Genomic DNA, 16,577 nt, shown 5'->3' on the forward strand with positions numbered 1-16,577 from the left:
GTCATCAGGTTGAGTGATGATACGATCACCGCACTTACCGAACGGACGGATAGGTGCAAAAGGAGCATCTCTCGCCATTCGTGGAGGCCTGGGTGGCAACCCCGGAGTGGCTGGCCTTCGGTCTGTGTGAAGTGACGGAAATTCAGTAGCTGGCCATCGGCCGCCTGAAGAGGGTCTCATGACGCAATACATACAAAATCCGGCGCTCTGGGCACTCATTGTCGTAATCTTTGCCGCCGTCGCCCTGATCATTCGTCAGCGACGGGCGGCGCGAGCTTTACGACAGGAGATCGCAGGGCTCAGAAATCACTACGGTGAATTGGAGAGCCAATACTCGGATTCCGTCCGCGCGGCCCAGCAGGAAGCCGAAGGTGAGACGAGGACGGCCCTGAAGGCCGCGATGCGGACCCTCCAGGGTCTCGCCGCGGAGCAGCAGCGCATCATCTCCGGGCTGCAGCGCAAGTACGGCGACTCCGTCATGCTCCAGGACCTCTTGGAGATCGACCACATGAACGCGCAGTTCGGCCGGCGTGCCCAGTCCATCGCCGTGCTGTGCGAGGGCTGGCTCGGCCGCCACCGCGACGTGGCCTCGGTCTACGACGTGGTCCGCAGCGCCCAGGGCAGGATCCGCCACTTCCAGCGGGCGCACATCCTGTCCAAGGTCGACTTCGGCGTCACCAGCCGGGCCGTCGAACCGGTGGCGCTGGCGCTCGCGGAACTGCTCGACAACGCGACCAGCTACTCCAGCCCGGACACCGTCGTCGAGATCAACGTCCGCTCCGTGCCCAAGGGCGTCTGCATCATCGTCGACGACGCCGGTGTCGGCATGAACGAGGAGGAGAAGGCGAGGGCCGAGAAGCTCCTGACGAGCGAGCGCGTCACGGGTGTCTCGGGGCTCGGCAACCCTCCGCAGTTCGGCTTCGCCGTGATCGGTGTGCTCTGCGAGCGGTTCGGCTTCACGGTGTCGGTCGACTCCACCTCCCCCTACGGCGGTGTGCGGGCGGTTGTGCTGCTGCCCGACGAGCTGCTCACCACGATGCCCGAGCCGAAGCAGCCGACGGTGTCGGTGGACTCGGTCGCGCCGCGGGACGTCCCCGCTCCCGTGGAGGCGAGGCCCTCCGCGTACGACAGCGCCCCCGACTCTTCGCTGCCCGTGGGCACGACCGAGGACGGTCTGCCCAAGCGGCGTCGCAAGCGGCCGATGGCCCTGGTCTCCAACGGTCCGTCCGCCGCCCCGGCCCCCCGGCGCCGCAGCGAGGACACGGCAGCGATCATGGCCGCCTTCAAGCAGGGCACGGACGCGGGTCGCGCCACACACCCGGAGGCGGGGGAGCGGCAGAGCGGCCCCCATGACGCAAGCAGCGAAGGGCACGAGGTCCAATGAACAACGACCTTTCATGGATGCTTGACAGCGCCCTGGAGATCCCCGGAGCTCTCCACGCGGTCCTGGTCTCCTCCGACGGGTTGCTGAGGGCCCGCTCCAGGGGAGTGGACAAGGACGACGCGGACAAGGCCGCCGCCGCGATGAGCGGTATGCAGTCGCTGAGCCGGTCGCTGGCGTTCTTCTGCTCCCGCTCGGATCTGCGGTGGCAGCAGACACTGGTCGAGTTCGACGGCGGCTGGATCTTCCTGATCTCGGCCGGCGACGGTGCCTACCTCGCGGTGTCGGCCTCCTCCGACGTCGACATGGCGGACATCACCTTCCGTATGCAGCAGCTCGTCGGCCAACTGGGCAAGGTCATGACCGCTCCGCCCAGGGAGAGCAGCGTGGTAGGGCCATGACCGATTCCGACAGGCATGAGCACGAGGCCGCCGAATTAGTGCGGCCGTATGTCATCACCGGTGGCCGCAGCCTCCCCGGCGAGAGTCAGTTCTCACTGATCACGCTGGTCACGGCGGTCGCCGACCAGCAGCAGCGCCCCGCACGCCTCTCGCCCGAGGAGCAGGACCTGCTGCGCATGTGTGTCGGCGGTTACCTCTCCGTCGCCGAGATCGCGGGGCACATCCAACTGCCGGTGGGAGTGGTGAAGATCCTGCTGGCCGCGCTCTCCGAGGCCGGCTATCTCGTCACCCGTCCGCCGGAGACCCGTGCTCCCGTCGCCAACCTGAAGATTCTCGAGGAGGTGCTCAATGGTCTCCAGTCCAAGTTTGGATGAACGGGCGTACGTCCCGGGCGGAGAGACGCAGACCGCCGTGAAGATCCTGGTCGTCGGGCACTTCGCGGTGGGCAAGACCACGTTCATCGGGTCGATCTCCGAGATCTCACCGCTCTCCACCGAGGAGACGATGACGCAGGCGGGCGAGGCGATCGACGACCTCAAGGGCGTCCAGGGCAAGACCACCACCACGGTCGCCATGGACTTCGGCCGACTCACCGTCAGCGACCGTGTCGTGCTGTACCTCTTCGGCACACCCGGCCAGCAGCGCTTCGTGCAGATGTGGGAGGACATGGCACGCGGCGCCCTCGGGGCGCTGGTGCTGGTCGACCCCGAGCGGCTGGCCGACTCCTTCGCCGTGATCGACCTGATCGAGCAGTACGGACTCGACTACGCGATCGCGGTCAACCATTTCGACGGTACGTCGATACGTGATGCGAGGGCGCTGCGCGAAGCGCTGGATCTCCTCGACGACACACCGATCGTCACCTGCGACGCGCGGGACGAACGGTCGTCGGCCGAGGCTCTGATCACGCTCGTCCGCTACTTGATGGACCGCGCCCGTTAGGAGCAGAGCAGACATGACCCCCGACTCCACTCTCCCCTCACCCCCGCCCGGTTGCCCGGCGCACGGCAGCGGACTGCGGGTTCCGCTGTACGGGCCGGAGTACGCGGCCGATCCGCAGGCGTATTACGCGTACATGCGGCACTACGGGCCCAGCGCGCCCGTCGAGATCGCGCCCGGTGTCGACGCGACTCTCGTCACCGACCACGCGACCGCGCTGAAACTGCTGCAGGACCCCGGCAACTTCCGCAAGGACGCCCGTCGTTGGCGCGACGTCGCCGAAGGCAAGGTCGGCCCGGACAGCCCGGTCGTCCCGATGCTGGGCTACCGTCCCAACGCCATGTTCACCGACGGCGCCGAGCACGCGCGGCTGCGGCAGGCGATCACCGACAGCCTGGCCAAGGTGGACTCCCGCCGCATCAGCGACATGACCAAGCGGGCCTCCGACTACCTTCTCGCCCAGGTCTCCGGCCGCGGTTCCATCGACCTGATGAACGACTACGTCAAGCAGTTGCCGCTGCTCGTGTTCAACGAGCTCTTCGGCTGCCCGGCGGACATCGGCGACCGGGTCGTCTTCGGTATCTCCGGGGTCTTCGAGGGCGTCAACGCCGAGAAGGCGAACCAGGTGCTCGGGCAGGCCGTGTTCGAACTGGTGGCCCTGAAGCGGGCCAGGCCGGCCGATGACGTCACCTCGTACCTGATGCGGCACGAGGCACGCCTGACCGACGAGGAGTTGGTCCACCAGCTGATCCTGCTCCTCGGCGCGGGCGCCGAACCGCTGCGCAACCTCATCGGCAACACCCTGCACCGGCTGCTCCTGCACGACCGCTACGCCGACGGCGGTCTGATCGAGGAGGCCATCGACGACACGCTGTGGGAGAACCCCCCCATGGCGAACTACGCGCCGCACTACCCCGCGGCCGACATGGAGTTCGGCGGGGCCAAGCTCCGGGCGGGCGATCTGGTCCTGGTCAGCATGACCGCCGCCAACACCGACCCCGCGCTCGTGGCGGCCGGTCAGACCGGCGGCCGACGGGCCCACCTGTCGTGGAGCGCCGGCCCGCACGCCTGCCCCTCCAAGGAACTCGCCCGGCTCGTCACCATGGTGGCCATCGAGAACCTGCTCAACCGGCTGCACGACATCGAACTCGCGGTCCCCGAGGACAGCCTGACCTGGCGTCCGGGCCCCTTCCACCGCGCGCTGGCCGCGCTGCCCTGCCGCTTCACCCCGCAGGTCGTCCAGCGGCCGATGCCGCCCCGCGCGCCGGAGCCCTCCGCACGCGAGGAGAACGCCCCGGCGGGCCGCAAGGCCGAGCGAGGCGTGTGGGGCTCCTTCCTGCAGTGGTTGAAGGGGTGACGCAGACAACAGTCTGTGACAGCGGTTACTGCATGAGTATTCAACCAAAGGGGTAGTAACGCGGCGGCATTCGTGGTGACCATTGAACAAAGGGAGGTGTCGTGGACCACATATCCATCGGCGCCGCTTCTGCTCGACATCCGGATCTCTTCCGCCGCTCCCGACGAGACATCGACTTACACCGCGCGGAGACCAGGGGCGTGACCCGCCACCAGTCGCCGCGAGACGAGATACCCGCCCAGGTCGGCGGGTATCTTTCTGTGTCCCCGCACACCCTCCACCGTCAGGGGACAGCAGCTCCGCCCCCGTACTCCCAGCAGCGGCGGGAGACGTGGTGAGCCCCCTCGGGTCCGGCCCCGGGAGCACTCCCGGGGACCGGACGCTCGGCGCTCTCGTGACCGGCCAACTGCTGCGCCTGTGCGAGGCGTCGGGGCTCGGCCGGACCGACGCGCAGAACTACGCGCGTCTACTGACCGACTCGCTGGGGGCGGTGGCCGAACGGCCCCTGAACCTGCCGCCCCCGTCCCTCAGTTTCCTGTCCGACGACTCCACCCCGGTGGAGTACTCGCTCTCCCTCACACCGGACGCGCCCCCGGCGATACGGGTGCTGCTGGAACCGGGATGCGGGGCCGGCGGTCTGCGGGACAACGGCCTCCAAGGTCTGCGCGCCGTCCGTGAGATGGCGCGGCGCTGGGGCTTCGCCACCGACCAACTCGACGCATTGGAGGACCTGTTCCTCCCCGCCGATCCGCAGGGCCCGCTGGCGCTGTGGATCGCGCTGGAACTGCGTCCCGGTGGCGTTCCCAAGATCAAGGTGTATCTGAACCCGTCGGCGTCCGGCGGGACCCGGGCCGCCGGGACCATACGGACGGCCCTGGACCGGCTGGGCCACCGGCACGCCTTCGACGCGCTGCCGCCGGCCGACGGCTATCCGTTCTTCGCGCTCGATCTGGGCGACTGGGCGGCGCCCCGGGTGAAGATCTACACCACTCACCGCGACCTGGCGGTGGCGGACGTCGGCGGGCTGTGCCGGATGGAATCCGGGCCCGACAGCACGACGTTGGAGGAGTTCCTCCGGACGGCGGGCGGCTTCGACGAGGGAACGGACAGCCACCGGCCGCTGCCGCAGGCCCGGTTCGACCGGCGGCCCGTCCTGTCCTGCCACTCCTTCACCCGGACGACCGGCGGGCCCACCGGCTTCACCCTCCACGTCCCGGTCAGGGACTACGCCCGCGACGACGCGGAGGCACTGCGCCGGGCCCGGACCGTCCTCGGCCGGCACGGGCTGGACCCCCACGCACTCGACCGGCCGCTGGCCGCCGTCACCGGACGCCGGCTGACGGACGGGGTGGGGCTCGTCGCGTACGTGGCGCTCGCCCACGAACAGGGCAGACCGGCCCGGGTGACCGCGTACGTCTCGTCGGAGGCCTACGCGGTCCGGCCGCCGAACGCCGGCCCGCACATCGATCACGAACCATTCAGCACCATGTCAGGAGCAAGAACCCCTATGGAGCCCTACCGCATCAAGGTCGTCGAGCCCATCGCGCTCACCACTCGGGAACAGCGCGAGGCGGCGCTGGAACGGGTGCACTACAACCTCTTCGACCTGCGCGCCGAGGAGGTGACCATAGACCTGCTCAGCGACTCGGGCACCGGCGCCATCTCGGCCGCGCAACTGGCCGCGGGCATGGAGGGCGACGAGTCGTACGCGGGCTCGCGCTCCTTCTACCGCTTCCACGAGACCGTGACGGAACTGACCGGCTACCGGCACATCCTGCCCGCCCACCAGGGGCGGGCCGCGGAGCGCATTCTCTTCACGAACCTTCTCGAACCCGGTGGCATCGTCCTCGCCAACACCCACTTCGACACGACCCGGGCCAACGTCGAGCTTTCGGGATGTCAGGCGCATGACATCCCGTGCGCGGAGGCCCGCGACCTGGACAGCGAAGTGCCCTTCAAGGGCAACATCGACCTGGACAGACTCCGGCAGACCCTGGAAGGGCCGGACGGCTCCCGGGTCCGGGTGGTGATCATGACGATCACCAACAACGGCGGCGGGGGCCAGCCGGTCTCCATGGAGAACCTGAAACAGACCGCCGAGATCTGCCGACGACACGGCGTCCCGATGATCCTGGACGCCGCCAGGTTCGCCGAGAACGCCTGGCTGGTGACCCGTCACGAGGCGGCCTACCGGGATCGCACCCCGCGCCAGGTCGCCGAAGAAGCGTTCCGTCTCGCCGACGGCTGTGTGATGAGTGCCAAGAAGGACGGCATCGTCCACATCGGCGGTTTCATCGGGCTCAACGACCCCGAACTCGCCGAGAAGTGCGAACGCCTCCTCATCGCCACCGAGGGCTTCGCCACCTACGGCGGTCTCGCCGGCCGCGACCTCGACATGATGGCCACCGGCCTGCTGGAGGTGACCGAGCCCGCCTACCTCGCCGAGCGCGCCGACGTCGCCTCCCATCTCGCCGACCGCGTCCGCGCGGCGGGCGTCGACCTGCTCGAACCCCCGGGCCTGCACGCCCTCTACCTCAATGCGGGCCGCCTGCTCCCGCACATACCGCCCCACCACTACCCGGGTCACGCCCTCGCCTGCCGCCTCTACCTCGAAGGCGGCATCCGCTCGGCCGAGCTCGGTTCCCTCTACCTCGGTGAGGAGGACGAGGACGGCAACCCCATCAAGAGCGCGCCGTACGAACTGGTCCGGCTCGCGCTCCCGCGCCGGGTCTACACCCGCAGCCACTACGACCATGTCGGCAGGACCCTGGAACGCATCGCCAAGGAGGCGGAGTCCGTCCATGGCTACCGCATCGTTGAACAGTCCCCGATCCTGCGGCACTTCCGCGCCAAACTGCAGCCGGTGACCGGCTGAGCGGGCAGTGGTCGCCCCGCGCTCCGAGCGGGGCGACCACTGCCGGGTGCGGCCCCGGGGCGGGGGAGCGGTCCGTCGGGTCAGCCCATCCGGATGACCATGTACGTCTCTCCTTCCCCGGGCGGCCGTGTCCAGGAGCCGGTGGTGAACGTGTGCAGCCGCCCGTGCGTGATGGCGTGCCGAGGCAGGTGGACGCCGAACTCTCCGGCCACCGCTTCCAGCAGCGCGCGTTCCGTCTCGCCGCCGCCCCTCGGCCCACCGAAGAAGAAGCGGCTCGGATCCAGCGCCGGCGGTATCTCCCCGCTCTGCCTGACCTCTCCGTCGACGTAGGTGAACGCGTACTGCTCGGTACCGTCCCGCGCCACCGAGAGATGGAAGTACGACTCCCCGTGCCCCCTCCTGAGGCCGCTCCACACCACCACCGCGCGGGTGCCCGCACTGGCACGCGTGGCCGGGGAGACGAACCGCTGCCCGCCGAACGGGGCGGGTTCGCCGTCGAAGGCGAAGCTCCAGCCGGCGCCGGCCCGCCCCACAGACATGAGAGCCCTGTCGTCGTAGGACGAGAACTCCCTCCTCCCGTCCAGCCACCTGCGGCGTGCCTCCCAGGAGGTGAGGGGTTCGCTCAGCTCGGCGCCGCCTCCGGCTCCGTCCTTCTCGCCGCCGTCGCCGTCGCCGTCGCTGTCGCTGTCGCTGTCGCCGTCCGCGAGACGCCGGGGCAGGTCCTGCGGATCCACCCCTTCCACCAGGACGAACCGGAAGGTTCTGCGGTTGTTGCCCGGGTCCGGCTCCGCGAGCCACGCCAGGCCGCCGGGGTCGAGCGGAGTCGTCGGCGTCGGTGCCTCACCCACCTGTCCGCCCCTCGGCGTGGAGAGCAGCTCGCGGCCCCGCTCCGGAGTCGCGAGCGGCCCGAGCAGGGGGTCGGCCACCCACCCCAGGGGCGCCAGATGATCCGGTCCCAAGGGCTCCCACAGGGGCACGGCGTCCCTCAGCACCTGCCACGCCCCGTCGGCGTCCCCCCACCGCGCCAACTCCCGCGCCCGCTCGACCGCTTCTCCGAAGGGTCCGGTCGCCGTGTACCGGTAGGTGCCGTCGCGCACCTGCTCCAGTGTCGCGTAGGCCAGCGCCACCAGGTCGTCGTCGGCGCCGCGCAGACGGTAGGTCAACGTGGAGTCGTCCCAGTGCGAGTGCGAGGCGTGCTCGGCGACCAGCGGCGGCAGCAGCTCGGGCGCGTACCGCGGATCCGTCACCAGGCCCTCGAAGTCCACCCCCGAGCTCTGCCCGAGCAGGCGCCGCAGCTGATCCCCCAGACCGGTGGCCCGTGGTCTGCCGTACTCCTTGGCCTCGTCCAGCGCCTGCGCGGCCCGCTCCCAGTCGCCGCACAGCGCCTCCAGCCGGGCCCGGTCCACCTGGGCGTCCAAGCGGCGTGTCGTGTCGTTGACGAACTCGGGCGCCCCCTCCCTCCTGCCGGCCCTGAGGCTGTGGAACTCCCGGTACATCTCCCGCATGAACGCGGCGAAGTCGGTGTGCCGCTCGGGTGGCGCGGCCAGCCAGCTCGACCACGTGTACACGGCCCACTCACCGTTCTCGTCGACGTCCTCGGGATCCAGCAGGACGTGCGTGACGTCGGACTCGACGTCGAGCTGCAGCCCCCGCCGCCAGAGGTCGGCCTCCTGCCGTTCCTCGGGCCCGGCGTCCTCGTCCAGGTACTCTTCGAAGAGGTCCGCGAGTCCCGACTCGTTGTCGTGCCAGCGCGCGTCCCCGGTGCCCGCCAGCAGCCACACGAAGCCACCCGCGTGCCGCCAACCGTCGCTCACCGCGAGGAACTCCCGGTACGACGGGGGCATTCGTCGGCCGAGGCGCTCCTCCATGGCCGTGATCCGCTCCTCGGAGGCGGGCGGGAACCCCAGCCACCGCGCCCGACGGGCGGTCTCGTCCTCCTCGTTCCGTGCCTCGTCGTCCGGCAGGGAGTCCGCCCACTCCTCGCTCCACGCGCGCAGGAAGGACTGCCAGTCGAATGCCGCGGTGTCGGTCTCGGTCATGTCTCCGATGCTGTCACCCACCACTGACAACGGGCGTCGACCGGTGTCCCGCGGTCCGGGCGTCGACCGGTGTCCCGCGGTCCGGGCGTCGGCGAGAGGTCAGAGGCCCTGGGTGAGGAAGACGGCGTCGGGGACCTGGACGGTGTCGGGGGCGGTGCGGGGGAGGAGACCGAGGATCTGGGCGACGACGTACTGGGCCGACATCATGGCCCCTTCCTGCCACCCGGGCAGCGGGGACGCCTGGTCGCCGACGACGTAGAAACGGCCGTCGCCCTCGGGCTGCAGCAGTTGCTTGTAGGCGACCTGGTGGGCGGGGTCGGCCGGGTCCCAGTCGGCCCAGCCACCGAGTTGGTGGGGCACCTTGTGCCAGGCGATGCTGACGCCCAAATCCTGGGGCACGGTGGTCTTCTCCAGGAACTCGCGGTGCAGCTGAACCGCCCCGTCCCGGGCCAGACCCAGCCGCTCGACCGGGGTGCGCTTGCCCATGTCCCGGGCGTTGTCACCGAAGTTGTACGCGCCGGTGAGGGTGCCGGTCTTGGAGAAGTAGTCGTGGGAGGGGTACCAGAACTGGGTGATGGGATGGTCGGTGAAGCTGATGCCGCCGAAGATCTGGTTGCGGTCGTCCTCCCAGAACCGCCGGTTGGCCTGCCAGCCGACCTTGCAGGTCGGCGCGAAGCCCACCGCCGTCACGGCGTTGCCGAACTCCGGTGAGAAACCGGTCAGTTCGAGCTGCTTCAGCACGGGCAGCGGGATGTTGCTCACGCAGTAGTCGGCCGTCGTCGTCCGTTCCTGCCCGCCCGAGCGGTAGCCGACGCGGACCCCGGCCCCCGTCAGGTCGACCGAGGTGACCTCGGCCCCGAGTTCGACCGTCACCCCGTACTCGGTGGTGATCCGCTCGGTGAGCGCGTGGACGATCCTGTCCATGCCGCCCACCGGCTGGAACATCGTGGCCTGCCACAGATGGTCCACCGGCTGGTAGAACCTGTGCTTCCAGAACTCCGAGACGACCAGGTCGGCCAGGCCCAGCGGAGGCGCGGGCGACGGGAACTCGTGGACGTCCAGCGGCTCGGCGTAACCGGAACGGGTGGAGCCGTGGTACTCGCCCTCCTCGTCGAGATCGCCGAACTTGCGCAGCAGGTCCCGCAACTGACCGGTGAACGCGTCGCGGCCGGTCAGCGTGGCGGAAAGGAGCGCGGCGAGGTGGCCGCGGGTGTCGTTGGCGACACGCCGGTTGCGCCAGGGCCGGCCGGGCGGGGTGTGGCCCGCGCGGTGCAGGACGTTGGCCGTCGTCTCCATGATGTACGGCTCCAGCGCCACCCCGAGTTCGGTGCAGTACTTGAGCACACGGCGGTGGTGGTGCGGGATGCGGCCCGGGCCGAGATTGAGGTACAGGCCGTGGTCGAAGGCGCAGGTGTGGGTCAGGACCGGGCTGTTGCCCTCGCCGTCGAGTTCGTACAGCTTGTCGCCCCTGCGGGCGGTGCGGTTGCGGCCGCCGGTACGGGGCTGGGGTTCCAGCACCGTGCACCGGTGGCCGAGCCTGCCCAGTTCGTAGGCCGCGGTCAGTCCGCCGACCCCGGCGCCGAGGATCAGTACCGAGGGCTCCTCACCGGCTGCCGGGCGCGGTACGGCGGTGTAGTCCGGAGCGGTGCCCGCGCCCGCGCTGAGTGGGCCGGCGAGACCGGACATCGCGTGGTGGAGCGCCTGTGCGGAGGGGTGGGGGGACGTCGGCTCGGTCATGGCTCACCTTTCGGGTCGAACCTCTCGCGCCACAGAAGCGCCGCGCCGACTCCGGGCGCGACCTGCGCAGAGGTCCTGCCCCACCGCCCGTACGCGGACGCCGACCGTCCGGGCGAGCGCACAGGACGACAGTTGACACCGACTCGGCGCACGCCCGCTCACGCGACTCAGGGGAGGTCGACGTCGGGGTTCATCGGCGGTAGGCGGTGGCGGCGACGGCGGGCAGGAGGGCGAGGGAGAGGGAGAGGGCGCCGCCGGTGAGGGCGAGGGCGGGGTAGCTGGTGGCGGCGACCATGATGCCGGAGGCCATGCCGCCGGTGGTGCCGGCGATGGCGATGGAGACGTCGACCAGGCCCTGGGTCTTCGCACGGGTGGCGAGAGGGACGGTGTCGGTGATGATCGCGGTCCCCGAGACGAGGCCGAAGTTCCAGCCCAGTCCCAGCAGGGCGAGGGCGAGCGCGAGGAGCGCGACGGAGTCGCCGGGCGCGAGCGCGGCGAGCATGCCGGCGGACAGGAGCGTGATGCCCGAGGCGGCGGCGATCCTCATACGGCCGAATCGGTCGACGAGCCATCCGGTGAGCGGTGAGGGCAAGGACATGGCGCCGATGTGGATGGCGATGACGAGGCCGGAGGCGGCGGTGCCGTGACCGTGGTCGTGCATGTGGACCGGTGTCCTCGTCATGATCGCGACCATGACCAGCTGGGTGAGGACCATGACGAGCGCGCCGAGAACCACACCACCACGACCGTCCGTCCCGTGGTCGGCGTCAGAGGCGGTAGCCGTCGCGGCGGCACCCTCCGCCTCGGCCAGAGCACGTGCTGTCAGGAGGGGGTCGGGGCGCAGCCAGAGGGCGAGGACGATCGCGGCCAGGGCGTAGGCTGGGATGGACCTCACCGCGGTGGCCGACAACCTCACCGCCGGTGTCCTCTCGGCGGTCGGGGCTCCGGCCCCGGCGGCGTCGAGCCGGTCCGGCACGGGCGACATCCTCGCCCTTGTCCACCGCGAGACGACATGGCCGGCACGGTCCGGCCGTTGAAGTGAACCGCACCCGGCCGTTTCCGGCACACCGAGCGGTCGCCCCGTCCCGGTGAACGAAGCCGGCAGGCACCGCGTGGAGGCGGTGCCTGCCGGCCGGGAGCGGGGGACGGGTGTCAGGGGACGGGCGCCGAAGAACGGGTCTCGGTCCGGGAAGGGCCGGCCCTTCAGGCGGACTTCGCCCCGATGTCGTCGCCGGTGTCGTAGGGCTCCACGTCACGCGCGGCGTGCCGCGGCGCGGTACTCGTGGCCGAACGCGGCGGCTCGCTCGCGGTGTTCGCGGTGCGCCGATGGAGGGAGCGTGAGGGGTAGGGAGCACACGGTGGGACCGGGCCGTTCACAGCTTTCCGCTCCTGAGGTCGGCGCTGCTCTTGAGGACGGCGGATTCCATGCTCCAGTTCTCCGGCTGGACCCTGTCCCAGAGGCTTCCCTTGCCGAGTTCCCGTCCCGCCTGGTCCTCTCGGCGGAACCATTCCTCGGCGCTCCTGATCCTGTTGGGGTGGATCTCGTCGAGCAAGGCGTAGTCCCGGGTGATGATCCCGTGCTTCCACACGTTCCAGAAGCCGGTGAAATTGTCACGGAAACTCATGGTGCTCTTGTCGTCGGGGTCGGCGTTGTACCCGGCGGGGTGATCGGCGATTCCCTGCAGGTCCGGACTGTTCCAGTACGTGTCCAGGTCGGTGTCTATGTACTGCGCCGGATGCCCGGTGACCTTCTCGAATGCCGCGGCCATATCGGCATAGGTCATGTGCTCGATGGCGACTTCCAGATCCATGCCGTTGGCGCGCTCCGGGTGGTCGAAGAGCCAGCGGACATAGAACCCGCAGTCGTCGAGAGCCACGTGCGGAACGGCCCCCTCGCCGAGCGGGACTCGCCACGTGACGACGCCGTCCTCGATGCTGGGCGTCATGGGCGTCAGCGGTGAGATCACCATCTCGATGTAGGGGCCCGATGTGAAGACCGCGGCTCCCATACGGTCGCTGTTCTTCTCGTTCTGGAACAGCACCCATTCCGCCATGCGGCCTTTTCCGTCGTAGTGGCCGGTGCGGAACCTGGAGTCGTAGCCCGACTTCTTGAGGGCGTAGTCGAGGTTCCCGTAGACGAAGAACTTGATCCCTTCCTCGATCGCTATCTCGTAGGTGCGGATGGCCCAGTAGGTCTCGGTCTTCTCCCCGGTGTTGAATCCGTCGATGTTCACGAACGCCCCGTCACAGCCACGGAATCCCTCGCGCAGTATCTCCTCGTCGGCGAACGACCCTTCGAGGATGGAGACATTGCCCAGCGCGAGGAGAGCCTGGGCCCGGGGCGAGGTGGCATCCCGGGTGAGGACCCGCACGGAGTACTTCTTGTCGGCGACGAGAGCCCGGACGATGGGCATTCCCTGAGCCCCTGTACCCCCGATGACGAAAATGGTGGAGGTGGCATGAGAAGACATGGTTGTTGACTCCAGAGATTGGGGGGGACGAGGTCACCGCGCGAACGGGCGGGAGCGTCGGTGACGCTGAAAACCGATCGGTTTCCATACGGTACACCGATCGGTTTTCAATCAGCAAGCCCGCATGTGGGAGACACGGGGCGGCGGCATGCGGCGGGGCCAGCCGTCGGCCGCATCGAGCAGCTGCCCGCGCAGGCAGCGCGGCGTCGGGCAGCTGTTGGGCAATGCGCCGCACCTCGGCGTGGGCCTCGCGGAGTCCTCTAGGGGCACGCCGGTTTCCTGCCGACGGCGCCGCTCTGCGCGGCCTTCAGCAGGCGCAGGCGGTGGTCGACCTCGTCACGGATGGGCAGTTCCGCGGACAGTCGCCGTGAGGCGTGGGCGAACGCTTCGGCCACCCGGTCGCCGAACGTCGCCGGGCCGCGGCTGGCGCCCTAGAGCACCGCGCGCACCGCGCAGGACACCACGACGGGCACGGCCACGACGGGCACGGCCACGACGGAGCGGACCCCTCCACCAGTACAGGACGGTCGCAGTCGTGCGTGATCGAGCAGGCCGCTCTGTGGTCGGCCACCTGGCGGCCGCCAGGTGGCGAGGATCCGGCACGCCCAGCCCAGCCCAGCCTCCACGCGCACGTGGAGACCCCGCAGGCTCGTCGTCCGCACCCCGGAGATCATCACGACCACCCCCTTCCGGGGTGGTCGTGATGCGGCGTGAACCGCCGTAATACTTCCGCCAGGAGCGGTGACGGGGAGACGGCTCGGGCGAGTCGGTACCGTCGGGTGCCGACGGCGGATCAGACGTCGAGGACCAGGCGGTCGCTCTTGGCTCGGGAGACGCAGATCATCATGGTGTCGCCCGCGGCGCGCTCCTGGTCGGTCAGGACCGAGTCGCGGTGGTCGATCTCCCCGGACAACACCTTCGTCTCGCAGGTCCCGCAGATCCCCTCCTCGCAGGAGGTCATCACGGGCACACCGGCGGCTTCGACGGCCTCGAGAACGGTCATGTCCGCGGAGACCAGCACCTTCTTGCCGGACTGGGCCAGCTCGACCTCGAAGCTGCTCCGCGGCACGGCCGTGAGGTCCTGCTTCGGTGCGAAGCGCTCCAGGTGCAGAGATCCGCTCGGCCACTTCTCGCAGCCGGCCTCGACTGCCGCCAGCAGCGGTTCCGGGCCGCAGCTGTAGATTGCCGTCTTCCGTTGCGGCTTGCCCAGGAGTGAGGGCAGGTCCAGCAGCCCGTACTCGTCCTGCGGCCGCAGACTCACCCGCTCCCCGTACGCCCGCCGCAGCGTCTCACCGAACGCCATCGAGGCTCGGGTGCGGCCGCCGTAGACGAGGCGCCAGTCGGCGCGGGTCGCGTTGACGGCCGCCAGCATCGGCAGAATCGGCGTGATGCCGATCCCGCCCGCGATGAACAGGTAGTTCTTGGCCTTCACGAGCGGAAAGTGGTTGCGCGGCCCGCGGACACGCACCGACTCGCCTTCCGTGAGCACGTCGTGCACGTGGCTCGACCCGCCGCGGCTTTCCGGTTCACGCAGCACCGCGACCTGAAAGCGGGACCGATCCGCCGGGTCCCCGCACAGTGAGTACTGCCGGACCAGATCGGCTCGCAGGATCAGATCGATATGGGCTCCCGGCTGCCATTCCGGCAGTGGACGGCCTTCCGGGTGGCGCAGCGTCAACAGCACGACACCTTCGGCCAACGTTTCCTTGCGTTCCACCACGAGATCGAGCTCGACTTCGGTGGCGAGATTGCTCATGATCGCCTTTCATTTCTCCAGAGATGGTGCGGTGAGGCGTTTCCCGACCGATCAGGACGGGAAGCAACGGCCGAAGTCGCGCAGCAGTCGGGGGGATCCGTTCAGCTTGATCTGCCGGCGCACCAGCGCCCACGCCAACATCGACGGCTTGGCGAGGAAACGCAGCCAGGTGCGCGTGTCGGCGGTGATCCTCAGATCCGGCTCACCGTGATGCCCTTCGGTGACACCGAGTTCGCGGTCGCGGATGGTCACGGTGAGCTGCCGGGATTCCTCGCCGGTGAAGGTGAAATGGTAGGTGGCGGACATGTCCTTGGCCTGTTCGCGCTGAAAGATCAGCGGCAGGCCTTCCACCAGACCGTCGATGCTGTCCGCTCGCAGACTCATCGCCACATGCTTCGTGCGTTTGTTGGGGAACCGGTCGGCCACGTGCTGCTCGGCGTCGGAGCCTGGGACGACGTAGACGGTTTCCTCCTTGTCCATCAGAGGGCGCACGACCTGGGTCAGATGGGCCTTGCGACTGTCCAGCCAGGGGCCGATGACGTCCTCGCCGGCCGGGCAGACCGACATGCAGTAGGCGGCTTTGTAGTTGGCGCCGAAGGACAGGCTCTGCCACATCGAGGCGCTCTCGCTGTCGCTGACCCGCGAACGGTAGTCGTGGGCGTCACGGCTTTCGGCGACCTGTTCGGCCCAGTCACCGAAGCCGCCCATGAACTCGCGGTAGTTGTGGGTGTAGCAGGCGGAGAAGTTGAAGTGACCGTCGGAGGCGATCGCCCCGGTCGGGCAGGCTGTCACACACAGTTTGCATTCCAGGCAGGGGTTGTACTCGATGGGCCTGGTGTATTCGCTGACCTCGGCGTCGATGAGGATGGTGCCCAGCAGGATGAAGTTGCCGAATTTGGGGTGGATGACGTTGCGGTGAATACCCATCTTGCCGAGCCCCGCCGCCACGGCGACCGGCTTGTGCGAGACGACCCACGCCTTCCGGGGGAACTTGTCCATCTCCATGGGAAAGCCCATCGCGGGATTGATGGCGCGCACGCCCATCGCCTCCAACTCGCCCACCACGTGCCGACCGATCTCGTTGGTGTGGTCGCCCGTGTGATGAAACTCCAGGTTGGCCACCGAGCGCGCGGGAGTGCGGATGTTCTCCCGGTTCATTCGGGTCACGATGCTGATCAGCGTTCGAACGCCCGGCAGCGCGGCACTCAGGTCCTCTCGCTGGTCGGCGATGTCGGCCCGGTCGATCTCGACGAAGCCGACGTCGTCCGCGCCGGCGTCCAGACACAACTGGCGCAGCTGCGACGCGTCCAGCGGCTCGGCGGGCCGGGCGGCGGTGCGGTCGCGCCGGCGGGCTTGAACGACGGTGGGATGGTCTTCGAGCTTGTTCTTGGCCATCGAGCGTCACCTCAGGGGGCTGGGCCTGCAAGTTTTATGAAGCAACTCGCACACTAGCCTTGCGGGTTTCGTGAAGCAACTTACGGAGGAAGTGCGGTCATTCGATGTGTCTTCTGCAAGATCTGACTCCAACTCACCTGCTTCAGGAGGGAGTTGAGCAACCTACAAGCGCCGAGCCGGGGGAGCGGGCGGCACTGCGGGCCCACCCGGGCGGCGCAGCTCGCGG

Annotated in this window: 14 protein-coding genes and 1 pseudogene; 7 read left to right on the plus strand and 8 right to left on the minus strand. The window is 69.2% G+C overall.

What is annotated here, in order from left to right; all coding sequences use genetic code 11:
- Positions 1 to 178 precede the first annotated feature (178 nt).
- From PUR53_RS19870 to PUR53_RS19895, 6 genes are all read left to right on the plus strand, one after another.
- Positions 179 to 1,384, plus strand: coding sequence for a sensor histidine kinase (locus PUR53_RS19870; protein ID WP_329909109.1), 1,206 nt, complete (start codon positions 179 to 181; stop codon positions 1,382 to 1,384).
- Entirely contained in the window at positions 1,381 to 1,782 is a 402-nt protein-coding gene (locus PUR53_RS19875; RefSeq protein WP_045562285.1) for a roadblock/LC7 domain-containing protein, read from the plus strand. The genes PUR53_RS19870 and PUR53_RS19875 overlap by 4 nt, the downstream gene beginning before the upstream one ends.
- Entirely contained in the window at positions 1,779 to 2,156 is a 378-nt protein-coding gene (locus PUR53_RS19880) for a DUF742 domain-containing protein (protein WP_184896998.1), read from the plus strand. The genes PUR53_RS19875 and PUR53_RS19880 overlap by 4 nt, the downstream gene beginning before the upstream one ends.
- The gene (locus PUR53_RS19885) at positions 2,131 to 2,724 is read left to right on the plus strand and encodes a GTP-binding protein (RefSeq protein ID WP_013005331.1); all 594 of its coding nucleotides are present in this window, start codon (positions 2,131 to 2,133) and stop codon (positions 2,722 to 2,724) included. Before PUR53_RS19880 ends, PUR53_RS19885 begins: the two co-directional genes overlap by 26 nt.
- Positions 2,725 to 2,737: 13 nt before the next feature.
- Complete coding sequence (locus PUR53_RS19890; RefSeq protein WP_329897431.1) at positions 2,738 to 4,078, plus strand: cytochrome P450; 1,341 nt, start codon at positions 2,738 to 2,740, stop codon at positions 4,076 to 4,078.
- Between the two features lie 334 nt (positions 4,079 to 4,412).
- Complete coding sequence (locus PUR53_RS19895; RefSeq protein ID WP_329909110.1) at positions 4,413 to 6,953, plus strand: tryptophanase; 2,541 nt, start codon at positions 4,413 to 4,415, stop codon at positions 6,951 to 6,953.
- A gap of 80 nt (positions 6,954 to 7,033) precedes the next feature.
- Here the strand turns inward: PUR53_RS19895 and PUR53_RS19900 are convergent, their stop codons facing one another.
- The 3 genes and pseudogenes from PUR53_RS19900 to PUR53_RS19910 all read right to left on the minus strand — a co-directional run.
- A complete protein-coding gene (locus PUR53_RS19900) occupies positions 7,034 to 8,992 on the minus strand; it encodes an SMI1/KNR4 family protein (RefSeq protein ID WP_329909111.1) in 1,959 nt (652 codons plus the stop codon).
- Positions 8,993 to 9,091: 99 nt separating this feature from the next.
- A complete protein-coding gene (locus PUR53_RS19905; RefSeq protein WP_329909112.1) occupies positions 9,092 to 10,729 on the minus strand; it encodes a flavin monoamine oxidase family protein in 1,638 nt (545 codons plus the stop codon).
- 190 nt (positions 10,730 to 10,919) lie between these two features.
- Positions 10,920 to 11,672: pseudogene (locus PUR53_RS19910) on the minus strand (MFS transporter); the annotation flags it as partial.
- On the opposite strand from PUR53_RS19910, the gene PUR53_RS19915 reads away from it, so the two are divergent.
- Positions 11,614 to 11,766: a hypothetical protein gene (locus tag PUR53_RS19915; protein ID WP_329909113.1), complete on the plus strand. Its 153-nt coding sequence runs from the start codon at positions 11,614 to 11,616 to the stop codon at positions 11,764 to 11,766. The pseudogene PUR53_RS19910 and the gene PUR53_RS19915 sit on opposite strands and share 59 nt — an antisense overlap.
- 336 nt (positions 11,767 to 12,102) lie before the next feature.
- On the opposite strand, the gene PUR53_RS19920 is transcribed toward PUR53_RS19915, so the two are convergent.
- The 5 genes from PUR53_RS19920 to PUR53_RS19940 form a co-directional block, all read right to left on the minus strand.
- On the minus strand, positions 12,103 to 13,200 hold the full coding sequence (locus PUR53_RS19920) for an NmrA family NAD(P)-binding protein (RefSeq protein ID WP_329909114.1): 1,098 nt from the start codon (positions 13,198 to 13,200) through the stop codon (positions 12,103 to 12,105).
- A 260-nt stretch (positions 13,201 to 13,460) separates the two neighbouring features.
- Entirely contained in the window at positions 13,461 to 13,595 is a 135-nt protein-coding gene (locus tag PUR53_RS19925; protein ID WP_329909115.1) for a hypothetical protein, read from the minus strand.
- 36 nt (positions 13,596 to 13,631) lie between these two features.
- Positions 13,632 to 13,877, minus strand: coding sequence for a hypothetical protein (locus PUR53_RS19930; RefSeq protein ID WP_329909116.1), 246 nt, complete (start codon positions 13,875 to 13,877; stop codon positions 13,632 to 13,634).
- Between the two features lie 116 nt (positions 13,878 to 13,993).
- The gene (locus tag PUR53_RS19935) at positions 13,994 to 14,956 is read right to left on the minus strand and encodes a PDR/VanB family oxidoreductase (protein WP_329909118.1); all 963 of its coding nucleotides are present in this window, start codon (positions 14,954 to 14,956) and stop codon (positions 13,994 to 13,996) included.
- A gap of 51 nt (positions 14,957 to 15,007) precedes the next feature.
- A complete protein-coding gene (locus PUR53_RS19940; protein ID WP_329909120.1) occupies positions 15,008 to 16,351 on the minus strand; it encodes an SCP2 sterol-binding domain-containing protein in 1,344 nt (447 codons plus the stop codon).
- Positions 16,352 to 16,577 lie beyond the last annotated feature (226 nt).

This window comes from Streptomyces sp. SP18BB07, assembly GCF_036322545.1.
Lineage (GTDB): Bacteria > Actinomycetota > Actinomycetes > Streptomycetales > Streptomycetaceae > Streptomyces > Streptomyces deccanensis.